We start from the raw sequence: 23,885 nt of genomic DNA, 5'->3' as shown, positions 1-23,885 counted from the left end.
GCGTATAGTTGATCCAAAACAGCGTAATCGTTAAATAGATGAATTACCTTTTTACGCAAAAACGATTTGTGTTAAACGGACCTCTGTTTATTTCACGCAAACGGCGTAATTGTCAAATAGATGAACTACTCTTTTACGCAAAAGCGATTTGCGTAAAATTAAACGTGCTAACGGCACCACTGATACATTTCCGACCTATCTTTCAGATGAAAAAACTCGTAAATTTTGATTTGCGTAAAATTAATTTCATAGTCGTTTACGCAATTGCGTGTTGCGTTAAATTGTTTTTCATCTTTTGACACAAAAGCGATTTGCGTTAAACGGACCTCTGTTTATTTCACGCAAACGGCGTAATTGTCAAATAGATGAACTACCCTTTTACGCAAAAGGGATTTGCGTTAAATTAAACGTGCTAACGGCACCTCTGATACATTTCCGACCTATCTTTCAGATGAAAAAACTCGTAAATTTTGATTTGCGTAAAATTAATTTCATAGTCGTTTACGCAATTGCGTGTTGCGTTAAATTGTATCTCTATTCGTTGACAATAAAGAAAAAAGACTGTAGAAAACATCTACAGTCTCATATAAATTAATTTACTTCTCTAAACGTTTTTTATCTTTATGGTACTTAATAACACCTTCTGCACAGCGGTATGCTAATGCTCCGACTGTTCCTGTAGGGTTGTAACCAGAGTTGTGTGCAAAGTTACCAGCACCTACTACGAATAGGTTATCTCTGTCCCAGTGTTGTAACCAGTTGTTAACAACTGAAGTCTCAGGGTCGTCTCCCATCGTAGTACCACCTGTGTTATGTGTTGATTGATAAGGTACGATATCGTAATCGCCTGGCTCTTCGCCGACGTCTACTTGTTTTGCACCCATTTTCTCGAGGATTTCTCCACATCTATCTGCCAGATATTTTGTTCTCTTTCTATCCATATCTGTGAAGTTGTAAGTCAGTTTTACGAGTGGTACTCCAAAAGCATCTTTATAGTCATTATCTAAATCTAAGTAGTTATCTTTATGTGGACTTGACGCACATTGTCCAGATACTGATATAGATCTCGTATATTGTTTAATAGATTCGTCTTTAAATTCTGCACCCCATGAAGGTGTTCCTTTACGAACAGGGTTCGTTAAGATTGGTCGAGCTCCGTATTGAGCAACAGTAATATTTCCACCATGTAAGAAGTCTAAGTCTTCATGGTCGAAGTTATCTCCGTTAAAGTCATCCATTGACATACCTAAAGCACCAGCACCCATGAAAATATTAAACTGTTCATCGAAGAATCCTCTAGCGCCACCAAACGTCTGATAACAATAGTTACGACCTAGCGTACCTTTTTCAGTTTTCGGATCATATTGTTCACCGATGTCAGATACCGCAAGTAGTTTATAGTTATTAAATACATAACTCGTTAATACAACGATATCCGCTGGTTGAATGAATTCTTCCTTCGTAAGTGTGTCAACGTATTTAACACCTGTAACTTTTGAATTATCTTTGTCATCAGTTAAAACTTCTACGACGTTACAGTGTGTACGAAGTTCAAAGTTATCATGACGACGTGCTGTTTTTAATACTGTTACTTCTGGCGTTGCTTTCGCGTCGTATTCACACGCGAAACGCTCACAGAACGCACAATATTGACACTGATTAAGTTTTTCACCATCTGGGTTTTCATACGCTGCTGACATGTTTGCAGATGGTAGGAAGAATGGGTGGTATCCCATTTCATTTACAGCATCTTCAAACATTTTCATCATTTTAGTTTTAATCATCGGACCGTTCGGATAGTCTTTACTTCTTTTACCTTCGAAGTGGTTTACTGTACCACTGATACCCGCTGTTTGTTCAAACTGTGTAAAGTATGGTTCTAACTCATCATACGTAATACCCCAGTCTCTAAAACGGTATCCGTCTTTTTCTTGAAGTCTCTCTTCACCGTATCTCTCTTTCGTTTGAGTTGCGATTTCAAAGTCATATGGTAAGAATCTATAAACGTGTCCGTTCCAGTGAGTTCCTGCACCTCCAACGTTATCACCTAATAAGAATGATCCTTGTTGACGCATAGGTAACGCTCTTTGATCTGGTTCGTTTCTAAATGTGAGAGTTTCTTTAGAAGTGTCTTGCATTAATTCATAACGAATCGCATATTTTAATTCGTCGTGTACGTGTTGATAATCTGCTGTACCTCTTTCTTTACCTCTTTCAAGGCTAAGTACTTTTAATCCTGCTTTTGCTGCCTCTGCTGCAACAATGCCCCCTGTCCAGCCGGCTCCGACTGTAAGTACATCTACTTTTTCTAGTTCTTTCGCCATTTAATAATTCTCCTTTTAACCAAAGTTTGGTAATGGTTCAATATCCATAAATTCGTCTGATTCAATTACGTCTAAGTATGAGTGCTGGTGGCCTGGGAATTGTTTCATTTTCCAGCCTTCCATATTTCTGTTACCGTGATAAATCGGATCACAATATGCACCTTCTAGAGTTGCTGAACGTAGCATCGTAAAGAAGTAACTTGACGTTGCTGTTGATTTTGGTACACCAAAGTCAACTTTACCTTCTTGGAAGTCATTTAGAATTTCATCTTGTTTCTTTTCATCGAGTTGAGAAAAGCTTTCGTCGTGACGACTTTTTGCTTCTTCTTGAAGTTTTTTGACACCGAGTCTGAAGTATTCTGCACGGTTTAAGTTTGACTGGTACCCTTGAGTTGGAAGTCCTTCGTGGAAAGGTCCTTGCATGTATTCTTTAGAGTTAAAGCCGTAAGCTCCAGCGAGTTGTCCATCTAAGAAGTAAGCTGCACCGAGCCCTTTAGCTCCTGGTCCAACGTCAGTTTCTGGGAAGATTCTTTCCATTGCTGCTTCAATCGTTGCAAAGTCTGCATCGTTTTCAAAGAAAACACGACCTTTGTCTGGTACGTCGAACATACCTCCGTCACCATGACCATCGTGACCACCGTGGCTATCTCCACCGCCTTGATCACTAGAATCTTTTGAACTGTCACTTGATTTACCGTCGAGGTTAAATCCAATTAAACCTCCAAGTAAACTACCACCGATAATACCACCAGTAGCTACCCCCGTTGTTTTTAGGAAATCACGTCTTGAGAATTGTTTCTCATCCGCCATAATCCTCACTCCTTAATAATTTTCATCTGCAAATAGAATAGATAACTATAATTATACACCTTTTAAAGAAGATATAAATAGGTTTTGACAATTTTATGTCAAAATTGTGAAATAATTTTCGAATTGTCTTTATAAATTGTGAAAAATTGTCTATAATTAAAGTATTAATAGGATATTGAAAGGGAGACACCACACAATGAAGTTTTTTGAAGCATTAAGATGGCCAAATGATCACATGGATCTGCGTTATGAGACAGATAAGTATACGAACTTACCAGTCGTTACTCGCGTTTACGATACGGATAGAGCAAACGATGCTGACGTAGGTTTTGTTACACGTGAGTTTGCGTCAAGAATTAAACAAGCACAAGATCAAATCGAGTCAAATCGTATTATGATGCTCGTGTTATACATTGCTGCAGTATTGCTTCCTGCACTTGTATTAACTGTCGTCAAAGGGACGATCTTACCAGCTGGATTTGCTGTTGTATATGCATTCATTGTAATTTTCGTTGTTGAAATGTTCAACCAAGTTACAATTAACAGAATGTTAAAAGAAATTGATGACGGTGCCGGAAATAACGGTCGTCGTAAATAATTAAAAGGCTTCAAATCTATAAGATTTGAAGCCTTTTTTATTGGAATTTCCCATAATCTTTTTGATTCGTACCTGATGACACATATCCAATATTTAACTTTAACCAATAGTGTCCGTCTTTATAAGTTACTGAGTTAAATGCTAAGTTATCTTTTGGCTTAGCTGATGAGATAATTTTTCCATTTAAACTTGGTGTGCCCCTAATATTCATATTGTATTTCGGAATAAATATCCCGTTAAAATATCTATCTTTCCTTAAATCAATATCGTATGCACTAATACCATTGCATACAAAATCTTTTTCTTTTAAATACCCATATCGCTGAAACTGAATGTGAAGATGGCTTGCCATCGGTACGTTTAAATTGTTTGTATCTCCTTGATATCCAATTGTTTCACCGTACTTCACATGTTGACCGATTGTCACGATTAAATTTCTCTTTAAATGGCCGTATATTACTTGGTAACCAAGTGCTTTGTTTGCAATTACGACTGTTCCACCAAAATTTCCGTAATTACTCGTCCCTTGTACGACGACCCCGCTCATCACTGCAGGAATCGCTGCACCGTCATGTTTTGCAAAATCATACGCTCTGTGAAACCCTCCACAATACGCGTCATAATTAAATCCATTCACTGTGTAATTTCTAAACCCAAACGGTGTCATCGTATGCGGATTACTCGTCATTTTAAAGTTGTTCTTAATCAAAATATCTATTGGATTCAAAAAAATCCCCTCCTTACTCTATATATCGAGTACAGGAGAGGATTTAGCTATTTAATATTTTTGTTTTGGTACTTTAACGTCACTAATTAACGTTTGACTTAAATCACGTCTATAACGCCAAATGTTTTGAACAATCGACTTAATAACAGCGTATGTCGGAATCGCAATTAAAATTCCTAAGAATCCTGCGATATTTCCTGCTGCAAGTACAATTGTAATAACTGTTAAAGGATGTAACGCAAGTTGCTGACCCATAACGTTTGGCGTAATGATATTCGACTCGATTTGCTGCGCTGCAAGTGTGATGAGTGATACCCAAATGAACATAATTGGATCTTGAATGAGCGCTAAAATCGCTGCTGGTAAAAATGCGACCCATGGTCCAACGAACGGTACGACGTTCATAAATAGCGCAAACACCGCGAGTAATAGTGCGTAATCTAAACCGATAATCTGATAACCGATAAATAAAATAATACATAATATAAACGACACGAGCATTTGTCCTTGTATAAATGCACGGAGTGTTTTATCGATATCTTTAATCGTATCGAGTAAAAATAATTTAAAACGACCTGTAAATGGACGTGTAATTGTCGGTACAAATTTTTCGTGATCTTTTAACATAAAGATAAAGAAAAATGGTACTAAAATAAGTGAAATCACAATCGATACTGTACTCATTATAATTTTAAATGCATTCGCTACGACGCTACTAAACATCGTAGACCCTGTTTCAAATACTTGATTCGTTATTTCATCTAAATTTACTTCAAACGGTAAACGGTCCCTTTGAGTAATTACTGTGTTCATGAAGCTTTGAATTTCACGTTGAATGAGCGGTCCACGTGTAATTAAGTTTTGAACTTGCTCAGTAATTACCGGAATAACCGAAATTGATAACACTGCAATAACGATCACAATAATTAAAAATACAGAAGTCATCGATAGCCAGCGTGGTGCGCTATGGCGTTCTAGGTATTCTTGAATTGGAATCGTAATGTAAAATAAGACGCCAGCAAGTAGTACAGGTACGAAAATTGTCGCAATGATTTGGAAAAACGGTACAAATATATACTGTACTTTCACTGTCATGTATATAATGATGAGCGTCATAATCAGCGCTACACCACTTTGAAACCAAATCTTATTCAGCATAGACGTGTCTCCTTTCGAAACTTGTTTATATTATATCATTGATATAGAGAATTAGTTGAAAAAATTATCCTGATTAACTGCAATATTTTGTAAATACGTTACACTATATATAAAAAGGAGATAACAATGGATTTTACAACAGGCATTCATAACAATGAAATACATTCCAATATTTTAAACGAAACGATTATGTTCGAGTACTATATACCAAAAGATTTTGACGAAAATCGTAAATATAATGTCTATTATACGTTTGACTCACAAGACTTTTTTAAATACGGTCAAATCAATCGTATTTACGAACGACTTTTTAAAGATGGTGAGATAGAAGCTGCGATTATCGTCGGAATCCCATACCCGAGTGTCGAGTGGCGTAACCATCACTTCCAACCAGAAGGTGAACATACAGACGAGTTTATGGAATTTATAGCTAAAGAATTTGTTCCGTTTGTCGACGATACGTTTCCTACAATTCAAAATCGCGACAGTAGAGCTTTAATGGGTGAAAGCTTAGCGGGTAGTTTCAGTATTAAACTCGCGATTAATTACCCAAAAATGTTTAAAAATGTTCTCGCTTTTAGTCCCGAGGTTACTGATGAATTTTATAATGAAATTATCGAAAGAGAAGGCACTGAAAACATTCATCTTTACCATACAATCGGACTTGAAGAGCAAGATTTCATAACAATTACAGGCAGACAAGCGAACTTCTTAGATCCAAACCGCGAATTAAACGAAGTGCTCTTTTCAATTCCAGAACGATACGAGTATAAAGAGCTAGACGGTGGCCATATATGGAAGACGTGGAAACCAGAAATTGAACACGCACTTAGATTCTTTTATGGAGTGTAAAGATAAAAAAGCTAAGACCAGATGGTCTTAGCTTAATTTTTATGCCATTGCGTGATATCCTGAGTCGACGTGTAATACTTCTCCTGTAATTCCTGATGCTAAATCTGATAATAAGAACATTACAGCATTACCAACTTCTAATTGGTCGACATTTCTCTTTAATGGTGCACGTTCTTCGATTTCTTTAAGAATCGTTTTGAACTCGCCAATTCCCGATGAACTTAACGTACGAATTGGACCAGCTGATACCGCGTTTACACGGTATCCATCTTCACCAAGGTCAAGTGCTAAGTATTTAACACTTGCTTCTAATGCCGCTTTCGCAACACCCATAACGTTATAGTTTGGAAGTGCACGCTCTCCACCTAAGTAAGTCATCGTTACGATTGACCCACCTGGGTTTAAGATTTTCTTCGCTTCTTTTGAAACGATCGCAAGAGAATATGCTGAAATGTCTAATGCAAGTTGGAATCCTGCACGTGATGTTTCAGAGTATCCACCTTTTAACTCGTCTTTATTCGCAAATGCAATTGCGTGTAACACACCATCAATTCCACCTGTGTGTTCACCGATTTCTTTAAATGCACGCTCAACGTCTTCGTCTGACGTAACGTCACAGTTTACCATGAAGTCATGGTCGCCTTCGAGTTCACCTTTTAACTTTTCGATTTGATCTTTAAAACGGTCGTTTAACGTCGTGAATACGATATTCGCTCCCGCTTTGTCTAATGCACGCGCTGCTCCCCAAGCAATTGAACGTTGGTTCGCAACACCCATTACTACATATGTTTTACCTTTTAAATCCATGAGAATCCCCCATTCTTATTAGTACCTACTACTAATTTTAAATTGATTCTCAAAAAAATGCAACGAAAATCTATACTAAAGCACTCATTAATGCATTTGCGAGTGAGAAATAGATCATTAAACTAATAATATCGTTCGATGTTGTAATAAACGGACCACTTGCTACTGCAGGGTCAATCCCAAATTTTGACATCCCCATCGGTATAAATGTTCCAGATAACGTCGCAAATGTCATCGCTACAAATAAAGAAATACTTACAATAATTCCGACGACAGGTTGTCCGAATAGAATCGTAATGATAATGAATAGTAATACCGCGCAAGTGAACCCTGTCATCATACCTGTAAGAATATCTTTAATCGCAAGTTTTAATAGGCTCACACGTTTAATTTCACCTGTAGCAAGTCCACGGACAGCGACCGCTAAACTTTGCGTCCCAGCATTCCCTGACATTCCACCGATAATCGGTATAAACGCTCCGAGTAACGCTACTTTTTCAAGCGTCTCTTCAAACGTCGATAACATCGTCGCGGTAATCATACCCATAAGCGTTAAACCAATGAGCCATGGAAGTCTCTTTTTAGCTGCTGTAAATGATGAATCGTCAAGTGGTGACCCTTCATCACTCATACCGGCAAGTCTATAGTAGTCTTCCTCTGCTTCTTCTTGGATTACGTCCATGATATCGTCGGCAGTAATAATACCGACTAAGTGTTCTTGATAATCTAAAACTGGTACTGCTAAGAAGTCATAGTCTCTCATCATATATGCGACTTGTTCTTGGTCGTCTGCAACATTTACCGAGATGACACGTTCTTTCATAATATCGCCAATATATTCGTCTTCATCCGCAATTATTAAATCTCTAAGCGAAATAATACCGACGAGTTTGTTGTTAATATCAGTGACGAATAAGTAGTAGATCGTCTCGCTATCTGGAGCTACTTTTCTTAAGTGCACCATCGCCTCATGGACAGTCATTTCACTGTCGATTGAGACGAACTCCGTCGTCATGATACCTCCCGCGGTATCATCTTCGTAGTTCATTAATATACGGATTTCTTCGCGGTCTTCTTTTTTCATTAGTGCTAAGAAGCTCATCATGACTTCTTTTGGTAAGAAGTTCATAATGTCCGCTGCGTTGTCGTACTGCATTGCACCGAGTACTTGTGCAGCGTATCTCGCGTCCATACTTGTTAAAATCTCTTCCATTTCCTCATTCGAAATAGATAGCGTGTCAAAGAAATCCGCCACTTCTTTTGGACTGAGTAAATGATATAATTTTTCTCTATCTTCATCATTTAATAGACTGAAGAACTCACCTTGTTCGTATTCGTGGAGTTTTAAAAACTCTTCTCGAAACGGCTCATAAGATTCTTGTTCTAACAGCATAATTAAGTTATCATATGCTGCTTTTATTTCTATGTCTTCCACATGTTTTGTGTAGTCTTTTTCTTCTGTTTCAACTGACATCTTACTCACCTCTCACTTGATATAAACGACTCCCTGACTCGATGCCAAAATGGAAAATGTCTAAAACGGGCAAATTTTATCGTTTCCTCTGCCACTTGATATTCAATTGAACGAATACCATTTTTCTGAAAATGTAGGTGATCGATTGTCAGTAAATGCGTATCTGCTTTATTTGGATACACGTTTAACGTGTGATGGCTCGGTAAAATAATCGATGAACCAATCGTTCTAAATACTCGGTTGTTAATCGATGCGATTTCTGTAAGTTGAATCGATCGAAATGACGGGTGAATTAACGCACCACCCAGTGACTTGTTGTATGCTGTAGAACCAGACGGTGTGGACACACAAATACCGTCTCCTCTAAACTTTTCAAAATGTTTCCCACCGATACCAACATCCACCGCAAGCGTCGACCCTTGTACCATTTTTAATGTCGTCTCATTTAACGCGAGATGACGTTCTTCACCGTCATCTGTATTTACTGTAACAGCGACTAATGGGAATTCTGTTTCAACAAATTTCCCACGGTCTATTAAGTCTATTAACAGGTCCGCTTCTTCTGGATGAAAATCTGCGTAAAATCCGAGGTTTCCAGTATGTACACCGACAAACATCGTTTCTTTTAATAAATGTTGATACATATGAAACGCACCGAGTAACGTTCCATCGCCGCCGACGGAGATAATAATTTCCGGATGTATATTATCTTCTTCCATACCGCGCTTTTTCATCCCTTGAATTAAATACTCGCGTGTATACTTTGACTTTTCGTCGTTTTTTGAGATAACTGTAAATCGCATAATTATCTCCTCCTCGTTTAGATGTTGCGTTTCTTAGAAAAGAACTTTTGTGCCTCTTGAACTTCTTCGCGTATTAATGACATTTCTTGGTCGAGCTGATACGCGGCGTCCGCTGCATTTTGAAGTCTTTCTTTTATTTCTACTGGGTACTCACCTTTATATTTGTAGTTCAGAGAGTGTTCAATCGTCGCCCAAAAGTTCATAGAAAGTGTACGGATTTGAATTTCAGCTAATATATTTACCGTACCGTCTACTGTTGAAACTGGGTATTCTATAATGATGTGATACGAACGATATCCACTTTCTTTCGTATGTTTAATATAATCACGCTCTTCGATAATTCTCATATCTTCTCGCTTATCGATTAAGTCTCTAATAATCATAATATCATCGACGAACTGGCACATAATACGGACACCAGCGATGTCGTACATATCTTTTCTAAGTTCGTCATAAGAGATATTATTTTTACTCGCCTTCTCAATAATACTTTGTACTGGCTTTACTCTTGCAGTAACAAATTCTATTGGAGACGAACGGTTCGTTAATTTATATTCTTGTCGAATACCTTTTAACTTAATTTTAAGTTCATCGATGGCTTGTCGATACGGAGATAAAAATACGCTCCACTCATCCATATTTTAAGCCCCCTTTTAAATTGCAAAACTTTCTACAATTTTACCTTCAAACTCTTTGCCATAATTACTATTATCTTTAATATTGTCGAGTAACACATCTAATTCCGTGAAAAACTCTTTAAGCTCTACTTGATCGTTTACAGTGACAGTTTTGTTATAGTATCTCGCTAACATTTCCCACGTTTCGGATACGAAATGCGTGCGGATGTACTCTTCACCATCATCTAATATGTAAATAATCGTAAAGTTATCAGAGTCTACAATCATTTGCTCTGTACTTATGAGTGTTTTATTCGTCAAATCATTTTCAACATAACATTTTAATGTATCGTCTTCATATTTAATTTCATTAATATATATATCCATTACTTTCACCTCTACCGGTACTTATTCTACCACACTTGTACCCTTTCGACGTACTTAATGTGTAATGCTTTACTTAATCTTATGAAATCGCAATAATAATGAATAGGAGGTCATTATGCAAGAGACTGAAATTGAATTTAAAAACTTATTAACTAAAGATGAATTTGAAAATATAGAACGTGCGTTATTTAAAGATGTTGAAGCTGTCTCTCAGACGAATTACTACGTCGATACGGACCGTTTCGATTTAAGAAGTAATTACTTAATGCTACGTATTCGAAAGCGTGAAGATATGAATATGTTGACGCTAAAAGTTCCGATGGATGAACACGTGACTGAAGAGTTTCACAACCCTCTTAATGAAGATATACATATCGGAGATATTGTAAATAAAGATATGCTCAGTCGTCCGATGTTTTTAATTATACGTAGTCATTTAATTAACCGAACATTACGTGTCGTAGACAAATTAACGACACTTCGTAAAGAAATAGATTATAATGGTGGAACACTCGTTTTAGATTACAGTACATATTTAGGTCATGAAGATTACGAAATCGAATTTGAAGTAGATGACGTGTCGAAAGAGACGGTCTTCAATGAGCTGTTAGATACGTTTAACATTACAAAAAAAGATACACCCGTTAAAGTTGAACGTTTTTATAATGCATTAGAGTCGAATTAAGGAGAAATAGATGGTTACAGTATATAAGCAACTTGGTGAAGAGACAATCGAAGCGTTAGTCGATCGTTTTTATGATTATGTTGATAATGACCCACGCATGCGTTTTTTATTTCCAGATGATTTAACTGAAACGCGCTACAAACAAAAACTCTTTCAAATCCAATTTCTCGGTGGTCCAAATAAGTATAATGAAACATTTGGTCATCCGATGTTAAAAATGAGACATATGCCGTTTCCTATCACAACAAAGGAAAGAGATGCTTGGCTCGACAATATGTCTAAGGCAATGAACGACTTAAACATTCCAGACGAAGTTAAAATTCAAGTATTAAGACGTTATGAAATTACAGCAAACGCGATGGTTAACAGTCGCTGATTTATTATTATTTAGAGGTGACAGATTTTGAAACATTCAAATGTAATTTCACTATTCCTCGAACCAGTAGAACATCAAATTGAAATATATTATTTCTTTGATCCGTTCCATAAAGATGCTTTAAAAATGGAAGCAATCGTAAACAAGCTACTACTCGAGTATGGTGATTATGTTCGTATCAATAAAATACTTGCTCCCTCATTAAGAGTACTGACAAAATGTCAGGCACAGTCGACTTCAAAGATTGACAATATCGCTCTTGCGTACAAAGCAGCAGAAGTGCAAGGAAGAAATAGAGCACGTAAGTTTATGCGTTATTTATTTAACAGAATTTCACCGACGAATTCTGTGTGCACAAAAGAACATATTATCGATAGCGCAACGCTCGCAAACCTTGATATTCATTCATTTATGGATGAGATGGAATCTGAAAACTTACACACGTTATTAAATCGTGATCTTGCATTATATCGTGAACTGGATATCAATCTACTACCAACTTTTGTATTTTTTAGCGGTGACATTGAGTCCGAAGGTCTTAAAATTGAAGGTGTTAACGAATATTTCATTTACGCATACGTCATCCATGAATTACTAGAAATCGATATACAAAAGAAAGCATTGCCTCATATTTATGAATATATTAAAAAGAACGAACTCGTCAGCATCGATGAGTTAAAGATAATCTATGATTGGCAAGATTCTGTATTACTAAAAGAATTAAAACAACTACAATTGTCACAGTATATCAGCTCTGTCACACACGGAGATGAAATCTATTTTGAAGCAGTCGGCAACCATGTATAAATGGTTGCTTTTTTATATATAAAAATATGAGAGTCACGAGTGACTCTCATATTTAGTTTATATCATTATTTATTTTTAATGAGTTGTTCGAATTGATCTAACTTCTCTTCAAAGAATTTCATCGCTTTTTCAATTGGTTCACGCGTTGTCATATCGACACCCGCATTTTTTAAGATTTCAATTGGATAGTTTGATGAACCTTTTTTCAGGAATTCATTAATGTAGCGATCGCTATCTTCTTTTGTACCGTTTAATACGATTTCAGATAACGTCGCAGCTGCTGAATAACCTGTTGCATATTGATAGACGTAGTAATTCATATAGAAGTGTGGAATTCTTGCCCACTCTTTACTTATTAAATCGTCATATGATACTGCGTCACCGTAATATTTCTTGTTTAAATCACCATACACTTCGTTTAATTTGTCCGCTGTTAACGGCTCGCCGCTTTCTTTTAACGTATGAATCTTATGTTCGAATTCAGCAAACATCGTTTGACGGAATACCGTTCCTCTGAATCCTTCAAGTTGCTCATTTAATAGATATAATTTCTTTTTATCGTCATCTAAATTTTTATATAGATAATCTGCAAGTAATGCCTCGTTAAATGTAGAAGCCACTTCTGCGACGAAAATTGAATACCCTGATTGGTTCGCTGTTTGGTTTTTACGGCTGTAGTAGCTGTGTACTGAATGCCCAAACTCATGTGCTAACGTAAACATGTTATCAACGTTATCTTGCCAGTTCATTAAAATATATGGATTTGTACCATATGTTCCAGAAGAATACGCACCAGAACGTTTACCTTTGTTTTCGTAAATATCTACCCAGCGGTTGTTAAATCCTTCTCTTAAAATGTCTTGATACTCTTCACCGAGTGGTGCCATTCCTTCGATGACGTGATTTTTTGCTTCTTCGTATGTGACTTTAAAGTCTTCGTCGACGAGCGGTGTATAAATATCATACATCGTTAACTCATCTAAACCTAACATCTCTTTACGTAACTCAGTATATCTGTGTAGTAAATGAAGGTTATCATTAACTACGTCAACAAGTTGGTCATATACTTCTTCAGGAATGTGGTTGTTTGATAACGCTTGATCACGGCTTGACTTGTAGCCACGTGCTTCAGCAGTGAACACATGACTATCGACTTCACCAGAAAGTGTTTGAGCTAACGTATTTTCATATTCTCCATACTTCTTGTATAGAGTTTCATATGCTGATTTTCTAAGTGTTCTATCGCTTGATTTAAGTAAATCAATATACGTCCCTTGAGTTAATACGTGTGAATTTCCGTCAGAGTCTACTGCATTATCAAACGATAAATCTGCGTTATTAAAAATCGCATATGTCGATCCTGGGTTGTTTAATACGAGACCTGCTTGAGCGAGTAACTTTTCTTCTTTATCGCTTAATACGTGTGCACGTTGTTTGTTAATCTTTTCTAGGTCGAACTTAAATTCTTTTAATTTATCTTCTTCAGCATAGCTGTTTAACGTCTCTTCATCGATTTGCATAAGTGCTGGAGTTAAGAAGCTCCATGCTGAAGCAAATTTTGTATATAAAGACATTGCACGAGATTCCATGCTTTGGTATTTACTGTTAGATGTATCCTGGTCATGTTTTAAATGTGAATACACATATACTTGTGATAAAGTAACGCCTAAATCTCTTTCAGCTTCAAGCACTTCTAGTAAGTCGTCAGAACTTTGAATGCCTTTTTCTCTGAACGTATCCGCTTCAGAAAGACGATCCTCTACTTCTTTATATGCTTCCTCCCATTTTTCATCTGATTCAAAAATTGATGTTAAATCCCACGTATCTTCTACGCGTTGATCTTCACGTTTTAATAATTCTCCCATAATGTACCTCCAAATTTGTAATCACTTACATTTTCTCAATATTTAGACTTTGATGCAACTAATTTTGTTCGCAATTCGAAATATTTCTTTAAATTCTTTTAATAATCGATTCGCGATATCATATTCACTCATCCCATTCACTTTTCGTATACTTAGAGATTTTACAAATTGATTAAAGTCATAATTTTTATTAATTGCAGCATGGTACAAAAAAAGCTTCCATTCAAGTGGATTATTATTAATATATCTCTCGGATGGTGTGATGTAGTATAGAAATTTTGGTAAATGATTTGTACTAAGGGATAACTGATATAAAAGTGAAATCGTCGGATTTAAATAACTACGTTTATTTCTTTCTTTTTGAATTTCAGATAATAGATCATCATTACTTCTCGTTTCAATCGAAAATAAAGGACAATAATGTTTAAATATTTCTTCATATCTTATTGTTTCGTTTTTAAAGAGCCACTTGTTTTGTTCAATGTTTTTAAGTAATACATAGCGTTTTACAGTGAGTTGGTCGTTAACTGTGTATAATACGAAATCTTTCATCACTGCATAGTGAAACTGTGTTAAGTAAAGAAGATTCCCTCTTAGAATTAAGTCCTCTTCTTTTAATAACCACGTGACGTCAATTCCTTCTTTTTTATATCCTTTTGTTCGATTTAAAATAATCGTCGGAGAAACTTTTGATAGTTGAATTTCAACTGCGTGATTATCATCGATGAGTAAATCTGGTATTTGCTGGATACGTTCTAAATAGTATTCCATTTTCACGTTAAAAATTTGTCCAAATTTAAAGTATAAGTCGTGTTTTAATTTTAGATGAAGTTCAGATTCACGGTTATATAAATGGCGCTCACACATATGAATACTAATGTGTGAAAAGTGCTCTTTTTTAATATCACCACGTTTTAGTTGAACCTCACTATTACATACTGGACAGTAATATTTTTCATTTCGCTTGGCGTCTTTTGCGTCGATTTCATTTCCGAATTTATCAATTGCGATTAACATAAAAAACACCCCTTTTTCTATATATGCTAGAAAAAGGGGCTTTGTCTTTTTTTATTTTTTAATTTCGAATTGTTTTCTTAATTGACGTCTTACGTTATATGCCATAATTGTCTTTCCGTATTCGATTAAAACTGCTTCGTTTCTATCTGAACGTTCACCGTACTCAAGTAAATTGAGTTTCATTTTCTCTGCATACGGTTGACCTTCGTTTGTGAAGTACACTAAATAATAGAACGCATTATTATATGATAAAAGTAGATCGTCATATAGCGTTTCATCTTCTTCTTGACGATAGCTATAATCAATTAACGTATCGATATCATCAAATTTAACGATAAACGGTCGCGTATAATCACGTTCCATTTCTTCTTGTAACATTTCTTTTAATTTCTCGAATTCTTCTACATCCATTGATTCTTGTGTTTCTAAAAAGTCTTCAATTAAATCATCTTTATCTTTTTTATTATCTATATCATCATCGTCGTTGAACGTTTCATCGAGTAATTGTTGTAGTTCAAAATCATCATGTTTACTTGAAAGTCCAAATACATTTTTATTTTCTGATTGAGATTTTGAAACGATTACTTCGATTCCTCGGTCAAATGCATGAACTTGAATCCATAACGGGCCATCACTCATGAATTCTTTTGTATGTTCGTCACTTACTTCGTTCATGAGTTTCCAGAAAAATTCTTCACCACGTTTACGATCCATCCATAACTCTTCTCGACTAAAACCTCGATTTTCAATATCATTATAAGAAATATAGAACTTCAACGTCTCATCGTCAATTCTTTCAAATCTCATGCACTCACCCCTCACTTTTAATAGTAACGTTCATTATACGAGTTTTGCAACAAAAATGCCAATTTAAAAACTCAAATAAAAAAGCTTGTAACTTTTCAGTTACAAGCTCAGTGTTTATATAATTATTCAGCCATACGTTTTGCTTCTTCTAAATGTAGAGTACGTACTTTTCTAGGTAAGAAGCGTCTAATTTCATCTTCATTATAACCGACTTGTAGTCGTTTATGGTCGATAATAATCGGACGTCTTAACATACCAGGATTTTCCATAATTAAAGTGTACAGTTCGTTCATTGGTAAACTGTCAATATCTACATTTAATTTTTGGAATGTCTTAGAACGTGTTGAGATGATTTCATCTGTTCCGTCTTCAGTCATTCTTAAAATTTCTTTAACTTCATCAAGCGTTAATGCTTCTGAAAAAATATTTCTTTCAGTGTATGGAATGTTATTGTCTTCTAACCACGCTTTAGCTTTGCGACAAGACGTACAACTCGGTGATGTAAATAATGTAACCATAATTTTCACACTCCAATATTTTCTATTATAGTAAAAAAGACATTTTTTAATTAATTAAACATCTTATTCCCTTGATGATTATATTATAAACCCTGAACATTAAAATAACATGAAAATATCTTAAAAAGTTTGAAAAAAATGTTAAATTATGCTAAAAAATCAGCATTTGATAGAAACTATAAACAGTATTAAAATAAAGATAATACATTTTTCGGAGGCAAACCATATGAAAACATTATTTTCTGGTATTCAACCGAGTGGTATACCAACAATTGGTAACTATATCGGAGCGATTACACAGTTCGTCGAAATGCAAGAAAAGTATGAGTCTTATTTTTGCATCGTCGACCAACACGCGATTACTGTACCACAAGATCGATTAGAATTACGTAAAAACACAAAATTACTCGCTGCAATTTATCTTGCAGCTGGATTAGATCCTAACAAGGCAGTACTTTTTATACAATCTGAAGTTCCAACTCATACACAAGCGACGTGGATTTTCCAAACGTTATCGTATATGGGTGAATTAGAACGTATGACACAATTTAAAGATAAAGCACGTAAGCAATCTCAAAAAGAAGGTATCCCAGTCGGTTTATTTACTTATCCGACGCTCATGGTATCTGATATTTTACTCTATAATGCAGATGTTGTACCAGTTGGTGATGACCAAGCGCAACACTTAGAGTTAACGCGCACACTCGCTGAGCGTTTTAACTTCCGCTATAAAGAAATATTTACGATTCCTGAAACACGACTTCCAAAATTTGGCGGACGTATTATGAGCTTACAAGATCCAACGAGCAAGATGAGTAAAAGTGATGCAAATCAAAAAGCGTTTATATCTTTAATGGACGATCCAAATGCTGCTGCCAAAAAAATCCGTAGCGCAGTGACAGATTCTGACATGATTGTAAAATATGATAAAGAAAATAAACCAGGAATTTCTAACCTACTCGTCATTTACTCGAGCTTTACAGATTATACGATTGAAGAAATCGAAGCGAAGTACGAGGGTAAGACATACGGTGACTTTAAAAAGGACTTAGGTGAAATCGTAAAAGCATTCTTAACCGATTTCCAAGAAAAAGTAAATCATTACTTAAACTCTGAAGAACTCGACGCAATTTTAGATGAAGGTCGCGACCGTGCATTTAAGAAGACAATAAAAACGTTAACTAAAATGGAAAATGCCGTAGGACTCGGACGAAAAAGAAAATAAGAACAAAAAAACGGGGAAATTTCCCCGTTTTTTTTATTCTAATTCATGTTTGATAATTGATTTTACTGTGTTAAGTTCTTTTTCAACATCTTGAGCTGGTTTTGCTGTAAATAAACTTACAACAACAGTTACAATTAAGTTAACGATGAAACCTGGTAAAATTTCATATAAGTTCCAGAAATCTGAACCTGTTTCACCCATTGGTGAAACAACTGTAATCCAAAGAATAACAGTCACTGATGCTGCGATCATACCTGATAACGCACCTGTTCTCGTTAAACCTTTCCAGTAAAGGGAGAGGATTACGATTGGACCAAATGCTGCACCGAATCCTGCCCAAGCGTTACCAACTAAGTCTAGGATTGTAGCATTCGGGCTCCACGCGATAACCATCGCTACTGCTGCAACGAGTAGTACTGAAATACGTCCAACCATAACAAATTCTTTTTGACGACTATTCGCATTTTCTTTACCACGAATTAACTTATAGAAGTCTTCTGTTAACGCACTAGACGTTACAATTAATTGTGACGCAATCGTACTCATAATTGCTGCTAAAATTGCTGCGAGTAAGAATCCACCAATTAATGGGTGGAATAATAATTGCCCCATTAAAATGAAGATCGTTTCTGGGTCTTCGAGCACTAATCCATTACTATTTACAAACGTAATTCCTGTTAAACCAACGAGTACCGCACCGAGTAGGCTGATTGCCATCCAACCAATACCAAAGCGACGTGCGGTTCTTAATTTTTTAACGTTTTGAACAGACATAAATCGAACGATGATATGTGGTTGTCCGAAATAACCTAGACCCCATGCAATAAATGAAATAATACCGATTACAGTCGTACCTTTAAACCAATCTAAGTTTGTCGGTTTAATTTCTGCCGCTTGGCTTAACGTATCAAAACCTGATAATTGAAGCATCGCAACAATCGGTACCATAACCATCGCAATTAACATAATCACACCTTGGAAGAAGTCCGTGAGTGATACTGCTAGATATCCACCAAAGAATGTGTAAACGATGATGATTACACCAATTAAGATTAGACCGAAGTGGTATGACGTCCCAAATGCACTTTCAAATAAACGTCCACCTGCAACGAGTCCTGAGTTTACATATAATGTAAAGAATACAACGATAATCAGACCTGAAATAATTTTAATTAAATTTGTGTTATCACTTAAACGGTTATTTAAAAATTCAGGAATCGTAATTGAATCATTTGCGATTTCAGTATACACACGTAATCTCGGTGCAACGACGAAGTAGTTTACATAAGCACCTACTGTTAAACCAATCGCAAGCCATGCTGCTGAGAGACCAACTGAGTAAACTTCCCCAGGTAACCCCATGATCATCCAACCACTCATATCTGCTGCTCCTGCAGACAGTGCGGTTACGTATGGTCCAATGTTACGACCACCTAGCATATACTCATTTAAATCTCCTGTCGATCGCTTGTAACTATACCAACCAATGACTAAAAGAATTAAGAAGTATAGTACAATCATAACGTACGTTTGCCAATCTAAAGTGACTGCGTCACGTACACGCGTAGCTCCTAATAATAGCACTTAAAGCGCCTCCTTTTACAATATAAGTTTAGTATACAAAATCATAAAAGCGTTTTACATAGCATTTAAAGCGTTTTAATATGAATAAATCTCTTTTTTTGTTTTAATACACATTTATTTAGTATGAAAAAATAAACGCGATATCAATTAAGATTTCGCGTTTATTCAATATTTAATTCTATATTATTCTGTATATTTTTTTAACACGAGTGTCGCATTATGTCCACCGAATCCTAAGCTATTTGTTACTGCGTAATCGATGTCTAAATCTTCTTGTCCGTCTTTAACATAATCTAAATCAAGTTTAGGATCTTGATTTGTTAAGTTAATCGTCGGATGGATTTTGCCTTCTTGAATACTTTTCGCAGTAATAATTGCTTCCATAGCACCAGTTGCACCGAGTAAGTGACCAGTCATTGATTTTGTTGAGTTGATTTTTAAATTGTATGCATGGTCTCCAAAGACTGTTTTAATCGCAAGTGTTTCAAACTCATCGTTATATGGTGTTGATGTACCATGTGCGTTAATATATTGAACTTGTTCTGGTTGAATACCAGCATCGTTTAACGCCGCTTGAATCGCACGCGCCCCACCTTCACCTTCTGGTGCTGGAGCTGTAATATGATGCGCATCTCCTGTTGAGCCGTAACCAACGATCTCAGCATAAATTTTTGCTCCGCGTGCTTTCGCATGCTCTAACTCTTCTAAAATAACGATGCCTGCACCTTCACCCATTACAAAGCCTGAGCGGTCTTCTGAAAATGGAACAGAAGCATAGTTCGGATCATTCGATTTACTTAACGCACGATTCGCTTGGAATCCAGCAACACCCATATGGGTAATTGGTGATTCAGTTCCACCTGTAATCATAACGTCAGCATCGCCTCTCGCAACGATTCTAAACCCGTCGCCAATCGAGTTTGTACCTGTTGCACATGCTGTTACAGTCGCACCATTAGGCCCTTTTGCGTTATGGCGAATCGATACTTGACCAGCTGCCATATCTGGAATCATCATCGGTACAAATAATGGACTCACTCGTTTTGGACCACGGTCGAATAATACTCTTAAACCGTCCTCTAATGCTTGAATACCACCGATACCTGATCCGATCCATACACCTGTACGTTCTGAAATTTCGTCGATATTTAATCCAGAATCTTTAACCGCTTCATCTGAAGCAGCAACAGCATATTGCGTAAAGCGGTCCATACGACGTGCTTCTTTACGGCCGAAATATTCTTCACCGTCAAAGTCTTTAAGCTCACCAGCGACGTGTACATCATAATCACTCGTATCTATTCTCGTAATTTCACCAATTCCGTTTACACCGTTTAATGCGTTTTCCCACATCTCATCGACAGTATTTCCAATTGGTGTTAATGCTCCCATACCTGTAATTACAACTCTTCTTTCGTTCATTTATATTCCTCCTATTATTTTCCCCAAGTCATACAGACAGCGCCCCATGTTAAGCCGCCGCCGAACCCAACTAAGACGATATTATCTCCATCTTTTATTTTATTATGTTTGACTTCATGTTCAATGCTGATTGGAATTGAAGCCGCAGACGTGTTTCCATATGATTGAATCGTTTCACTCATTTTTTCTCTCGGTAAGTTCATTCTCTTTCTAGCCGACTCCATAATACGAATATTCGCTTGGTGTGGTATGAGCATATCGATATCTTCACTTGACATACCTGCTTTTTCTGTAACAGATACGCTGAGTTCTCCCATAATTCTTACTGCGAACTTAAATACTTCTCTTCCGTTCATTTTAATGTATTTCGTATCTTTATCGTCATATAGCCACTTACCACCGTCACCGTTACTACCAAGTTCAAACGATTTGATACCGTATCCCTCGCTGACTTCACCAACGATAGCTGCACTCGCACCATCTCCAAAAAGTATCGCCGTAGATCGATCGTCAAAATCGATCTTTTTTGATAACTTATCTGCACCGATGACAAGCACCTTTTTATAAGTCCCTGCTTTTATGTAATTATAAGCAGTCGCTAACCCATATATAAATCCTGTACAAGCCGCTGCTTGGTCAAATGATGGTACATGATTTAACTCAAGTTTACTTTGAACGATATTCGCGACTGTTGGAAAGTGATGGTCTGGTGTTGAAGTAGCAACGATAATCATATCGATGTCATCTTTTGTTACTCCAGAGTTCTCCATCGCTCTTTTAGCTGCTATTACTGCCATATCACTCGTATCCATATCTTCTTCAGCAAATCTTCTTTCTTTTATACCCGTCATTTCAGTAATCCATTCATCTGACGTATCTAAAATCTTTTCAAAGTCGTGATTGGTCATTACTTTTTCTGGTAAATAACTACCCATACCGATGATCCCTACATTCGTCATCTCACCACACCTCACCTTTTTATTACTAGGTACTAATTTAGCACATTTTTTTGTTTTAATCAAACAAAAAAAGCTTAAGTACTCATGTACTTAAGCTTTAGTGAGTAGCGAATTACTCTTCATCTACACCGACTTTGTATAATTGGAAGTCAGGGTTATATCCGTACTCTTCAGTCCAGTTTTTAACACGTTTGTTAACTGGTACTACGTATGCACGGTAAAGAGTTGGGAATACTGGAATTTCTTCAGCCATAAATTCTTGCCACTCATTGTATACTTCTTTTCTGTATTCAATATCAAGTGCTTCTTGTGAGTTACCTTTTTTAAGTAATTCATCGTTTTTCTCAGAAGCGTAACGTGGGTAGTTGAATGCAGCTTTTCTTCCGTATAATCCTGAAGGGTCAACGTCAGAACCTACACCCCATGCACCTTGGTAGATGTCAATGTCTTTGTCATCGTTTTTAAGCATGTCGTAGAATGTGTTGAATTCGATTAAACGGCCGTTAGTTTTTTCTACGTTAAGTCCAATTTCTTTCCAAGATTGGATGTAGTAGTTTGCTAATGGTTCAGCAATGTCTCCACCTGACATAGAAGCGAAGTTGATTTGTAGTTTTTCACCGTCTGGTGTTTCAACGAATCCGTCTCCGTCTGTGTCTTCATATCCAGCGTCAGCTAAGATTTGTTTTGCTTTTTCTGGATCGTATTTAGGAGTTTCTAAGTCTTCTTTATACCAGTCTTTGTGGTAAGGAGTGATTAATGAGTTCGCTCCCCAACGTAGACCTTTATAGAACTTATTACCGACAGCATCGTTGTCAACTGCGTGCCACATTGCGCGACGTAATTCTTTGTCACCCATTTTCATTTCGTCTGGCTTGTAGTTAACTTCGTTTTTGTCTGCATCCCACTCACCAAGTTTGAAACCAATGTAAGTGTATGCTCCGTCAATTTGACCTAACCATTCAACATTATCCATTTCAGCAACGTCTGGATATTGGTCAGTTGGGAATGATAACGCTACGTCGATATCACCTTTTTGAACCGCATCAGCTACAGAAGATGAAGGAATAACTTTGATTTCGATTCCGTCCATTCCTGGTTCACCTTGCCAGTAATCTTCGTTTTTCTCAAGGATAATCGCTTCACCTGAAGTGATTGATTTAACTTTATATGGTCCAATACCAATTGGGTTTTGACGTGTTTGATCTGCTGCTGCCATATCTTTAACTTCTACACCTTCGTAGTACTTTTCAGGGAATAAGTATGCCCAGAAACCACCAGCCGTTAATGATGGTGCAAGTTCTTTGTATGTAAATACAGCTGTTTTATCGTCTACAACTTCGATACCAGAGATTTCATCAGCTTCACCAGCTTGATACTCTTCGTATCCTTCAATTAATGTAAATCCGTCGCTTGATCCGCGAACACCGTCGTAGTCAGGGTGACCGATTACTTCGTATGATGCAACATAGTCTTGGATAGTAACTGGTGTACCATCGTGCCATTTAGCATCTGCTTGTAATTTGAATGTTACTGTGTTGTCTTCTTCGTTTAACTCAAATCCGATTAATCCGTCTTGAGTGTACTGGAAGTCAGCGTCCATTCTGAATGCAGCTTCATCGAAGTATCCAATCATAGTAGCATCTGGAGCACCTTGGTAGAACGCCCAGTTTAGTGTACCTTCAAATGGAGTATCTGAAGTGTAACCAACTTTTAACGTACCTGAACCAGAAGGTTCACCTGTGTTTGAAACCGTTTTGCTGAAGTCTTCGTAATTATAGACTCCTTCTTCGCTAGGCTCTGCGTTACTTGTACCGCCGCCGTCATCTTTTTTGTCCTTATCGCCGTCAGCAGCGTCATCGCTTCCTCCGCCACCACAAGCTGCAAGAACAAGAGCTAGAGATGATCCCATACCGAAAAGTACGCGAGACCAATTGTGTTTCTTCATCTTTGTTTCCCCCTTTAGATATAAAAGATAACGGTATAGAAATGTTATCTAATTTTGATATTATCATAAAATTCAGATTAATCAATATCAAAATTGAATTTCTTTTCAAAAAATTGAA

Annotated in this window: 23 protein-coding genes; 6 read left to right on the top strand and 17 right to left on the bottom strand. The window is 36.7% G+C overall.

The window, feature by feature from the left end; genetic code table 11:
• Positions 1-596 precede the first annotated feature (596 nt).
• The gene (locus tag HMPREF2767_RS06545; RefSeq protein WP_070623273.1) at positions 597-2,324 is read right to left on the bottom strand and encodes a GMC family oxidoreductase; all 1,728 of its coding nucleotides are present in this window, start codon (positions 2,322-2,324) and stop codon (positions 597-599) included.
• A 15-nt stretch (positions 2,325-2,339) separates the two neighbouring features.
• The gene (locus tag HMPREF2767_RS06540; RefSeq protein WP_371440763.1) at positions 2,340-3,137 is read right to left on the bottom strand and encodes a gluconate 2-dehydrogenase subunit 3 family protein; all 798 of its coding nucleotides are present in this window, start codon (positions 3,135-3,137) and stop codon (positions 2,340-2,342) included.
• 193 nt (positions 3,138-3,330) lie between these two features.
• On the opposite strand from HMPREF2767_RS06540, the gene HMPREF2767_RS06535 reads away from it, so the two are divergent.
• Positions 3,331-3,732 carry a hypothetical protein gene (locus tag HMPREF2767_RS06535; RefSeq protein WP_068127890.1) on the top strand — a complete coding sequence of 134 codons (402 nt, stop codon included), beginning with the start codon at positions 3,331-3,333 and terminating at the stop codon, positions 3,730-3,732.
• A gap of 37 nt (positions 3,733-3,769) precedes the next feature.
• On the opposite strand, the gene HMPREF2767_RS06530 is transcribed toward HMPREF2767_RS06535, so the two are convergent.
• Positions 3,770-4,459, bottom strand: a complete 690-nt coding sequence (locus HMPREF2767_RS06530) for a M23 family metallopeptidase (protein ID WP_070623267.1) — start codon at positions 4,457-4,459, stop codon at positions 3,770-3,772.
• A gap of 51 nt (positions 4,460-4,510) precedes the next feature.
• On the bottom strand, positions 4,511-5,617 hold the full coding sequence (locus tag HMPREF2767_RS06525; RefSeq protein WP_070623263.1) for an AI-2E family transporter: 1,107 nt from the start codon (positions 5,615-5,617) through the stop codon (positions 4,511-4,513).
• Positions 5,618-5,743: 126 nt separating this feature from the next.
• Between HMPREF2767_RS06525 and HMPREF2767_RS06520 the strand changes: the two genes are divergently transcribed.
• A complete protein-coding gene (locus HMPREF2767_RS06520; RefSeq protein ID WP_068127880.1) occupies positions 5,744-6,469 on the top strand; it encodes an alpha/beta hydrolase in 726 nt (241 codons plus the stop codon).
• Positions 6,470-6,508: 39 nt separating this feature from the next.
• On the opposite strand, the gene fabI is transcribed toward HMPREF2767_RS06520, so the two are convergent.
• From fabI to HMPREF2767_RS06495, 5 genes are all read right to left on the bottom strand, one after another.
• The gene (gene fabI, locus HMPREF2767_RS06515) at positions 6,509-7,276 is read right to left on the bottom strand and encodes an enoyl-ACP reductase FabI (protein WP_040929324.1); all 768 of its coding nucleotides are present in this window, start codon (positions 7,274-7,276) and stop codon (positions 6,509-6,511) included.
• Between the two features lie 70 nt (positions 7,277-7,346).
• On the bottom strand, positions 7,347-8,750 hold the full coding sequence (gene mgtE / locus HMPREF2767_RS06510; protein ID WP_068127877.1) for a magnesium transporter: 1,404 nt from the start codon (positions 8,748-8,750) through the stop codon (positions 7,347-7,349).
• 5 nt (positions 8,751-8,755) lie between these two features.
• Positions 8,756-9,553: an NAD kinase gene (locus HMPREF2767_RS06505; protein ID WP_068127875.1), complete on the bottom strand. Its 798-nt coding sequence runs from the start codon at positions 9,551-9,553 to the stop codon at positions 8,756-8,758.
• 17 nt (positions 9,554-9,570) lie between these two features.
• Positions 9,571-10,191, bottom strand: a complete 621-nt coding sequence (locus tag HMPREF2767_RS06500) for a GTP diphosphokinase (protein WP_068127871.1) — start codon at positions 10,189-10,191, stop codon at positions 9,571-9,573.
• A 15-nt stretch (positions 10,192-10,206) separates the two neighbouring features.
• The gene (locus HMPREF2767_RS06495; protein WP_070623260.1) at positions 10,207-10,557 is read right to left on the bottom strand and encodes a UPF0738 family protein; all 351 of its coding nucleotides are present in this window, start codon (positions 10,555-10,557) and stop codon (positions 10,207-10,209) included.
• Between the two features lie 115 nt (positions 10,558-10,672).
• On the opposite strand from HMPREF2767_RS06495, the gene HMPREF2767_RS06490 reads away from it, so the two are divergent.
• From HMPREF2767_RS06490 to HMPREF2767_RS06480, 3 genes are read left to right on the top strand one after another with little or no spacing between them, the layout of a single operon-like run.
• Positions 10,673-11,242 (top strand): CYTH domain-containing protein, encoded by a 570-nt coding sequence (locus HMPREF2767_RS06490; RefSeq protein ID WP_083302075.1) that lies wholly within the window; start codon positions 10,673-10,675, stop codon positions 11,240-11,242.
• 10 nt (positions 11,243-11,252) lie between these two features.
• A complete protein-coding gene (locus tag HMPREF2767_RS06485) occupies positions 11,253-11,618 on the top strand; it encodes a globin domain-containing protein (protein WP_070623254.1) in 366 nt (121 codons plus the stop codon).
• 27 nt (positions 11,619-11,645) lie between these two features.
• Entirely contained in the window at positions 11,646-12,425 is a 780-nt protein-coding gene (locus HMPREF2767_RS06480; protein ID WP_083302074.1) for a DsbA family protein, read from the top strand.
• 65 nt (positions 12,426-12,490) lie between these two features.
• Here the strand turns inward: HMPREF2767_RS06480 and pepF are convergent, their stop codons facing one another.
• The 4 genes from pepF to spxA all read right to left on the bottom strand — a co-directional run bounded on the left by pepF (position 12,491) and on the right by spxA (position 16,632).
• Positions 12,491-14,290, bottom strand: a complete 1,800-nt coding sequence (gene pepF, locus HMPREF2767_RS06475) for an oligoendopeptidase F (RefSeq protein WP_070623248.1) — start codon at positions 14,288-14,290, stop codon at positions 12,491-12,493.
• A 42-nt stretch (positions 14,291-14,332) separates the two neighbouring features.
• Positions 14,333-15,307, bottom strand: a complete 975-nt coding sequence (locus tag HMPREF2767_RS06470; protein WP_070623245.1) for a competence protein CoiA — start codon at positions 15,305-15,307, stop codon at positions 14,333-14,335.
• 51 nt (positions 15,308-15,358) lie between these two features.
• The gene (locus HMPREF2767_RS06465; protein WP_070623243.1) at positions 15,359-16,114 is read right to left on the bottom strand and encodes an adaptor protein MecA; all 756 of its coding nucleotides are present in this window, start codon (positions 16,112-16,114) and stop codon (positions 15,359-15,361) included.
• Between the two features lie 122 nt (positions 16,115-16,236).
• The gene (gene spxA, locus HMPREF2767_RS06460) at positions 16,237-16,632 is read right to left on the bottom strand and encodes a transcriptional regulator SpxA (RefSeq protein ID WP_070623240.1); all 396 of its coding nucleotides are present in this window, start codon (positions 16,630-16,632) and stop codon (positions 16,237-16,239) included.
• Positions 16,633-16,858: 226 nt separating this feature from the next.
• On the opposite strand from spxA, the gene trpS reads away from it, so the two are divergent.
• Positions 16,859-17,857: a tryptophan--tRNA ligase gene (gene trpS / locus HMPREF2767_RS06455; protein WP_070623237.1), complete on the top strand. Its 999-nt coding sequence runs from the start codon at positions 16,859-16,861 to the stop codon at positions 17,855-17,857.
• Positions 17,858-17,890: 33 nt separating this feature from the next.
• Here trpS and putP read toward each other — a convergent pair whose 3' ends face one another.
• From putP to HMPREF2767_RS06435, 4 genes are all read right to left on the bottom strand, one after another.
• Complete coding sequence (gene putP / locus HMPREF2767_RS06450) at positions 17,891-19,441, bottom strand: sodium/proline symporter PutP (RefSeq protein WP_070623235.1); 1,551 nt, start codon at positions 19,439-19,441, stop codon at positions 17,891-17,893.
• A 183-nt stretch (positions 19,442-19,624) separates the two neighbouring features.
• Entirely contained in the window at positions 19,625-20,863 is a 1,239-nt protein-coding gene (gene fabF / locus HMPREF2767_RS06445; protein WP_070623232.1) for a beta-ketoacyl-ACP synthase II, read from the bottom strand.
• Positions 20,864-20,877: 14 nt separating this feature from the next.
• Entirely contained in the window at positions 20,878-21,822 is a 945-nt protein-coding gene (locus HMPREF2767_RS06440; protein ID WP_070623229.1) for a beta-ketoacyl-ACP synthase III, read from the bottom strand.
• A 112-nt stretch (positions 21,823-21,934) separates the two neighbouring features.
• Positions 21,935-23,767 (bottom strand): oligopeptide ABC transporter substrate-binding protein, encoded by a 1,833-nt coding sequence (locus HMPREF2767_RS06435; protein WP_070623226.1) that lies wholly within the window; start codon positions 23,765-23,767, stop codon positions 21,935-21,937.
• Between the last annotated feature and the right edge of the window lie 118 nt (positions 23,768-23,885).

The organism is Nosocomiicoccus sp. HMSC067E10, from assembly GCF_001810835.1.
Lineage (GTDB): Bacteria > Bacillota > Bacilli > Staphylococcales > Salinicoccaceae > Nosocomiicoccus > Nosocomiicoccus ampullae_A.
The sequence above is the reverse complement of the archived record's forward strand: the minus strand, read 5'-3'. Positions and strand labels throughout refer to the sequence as shown.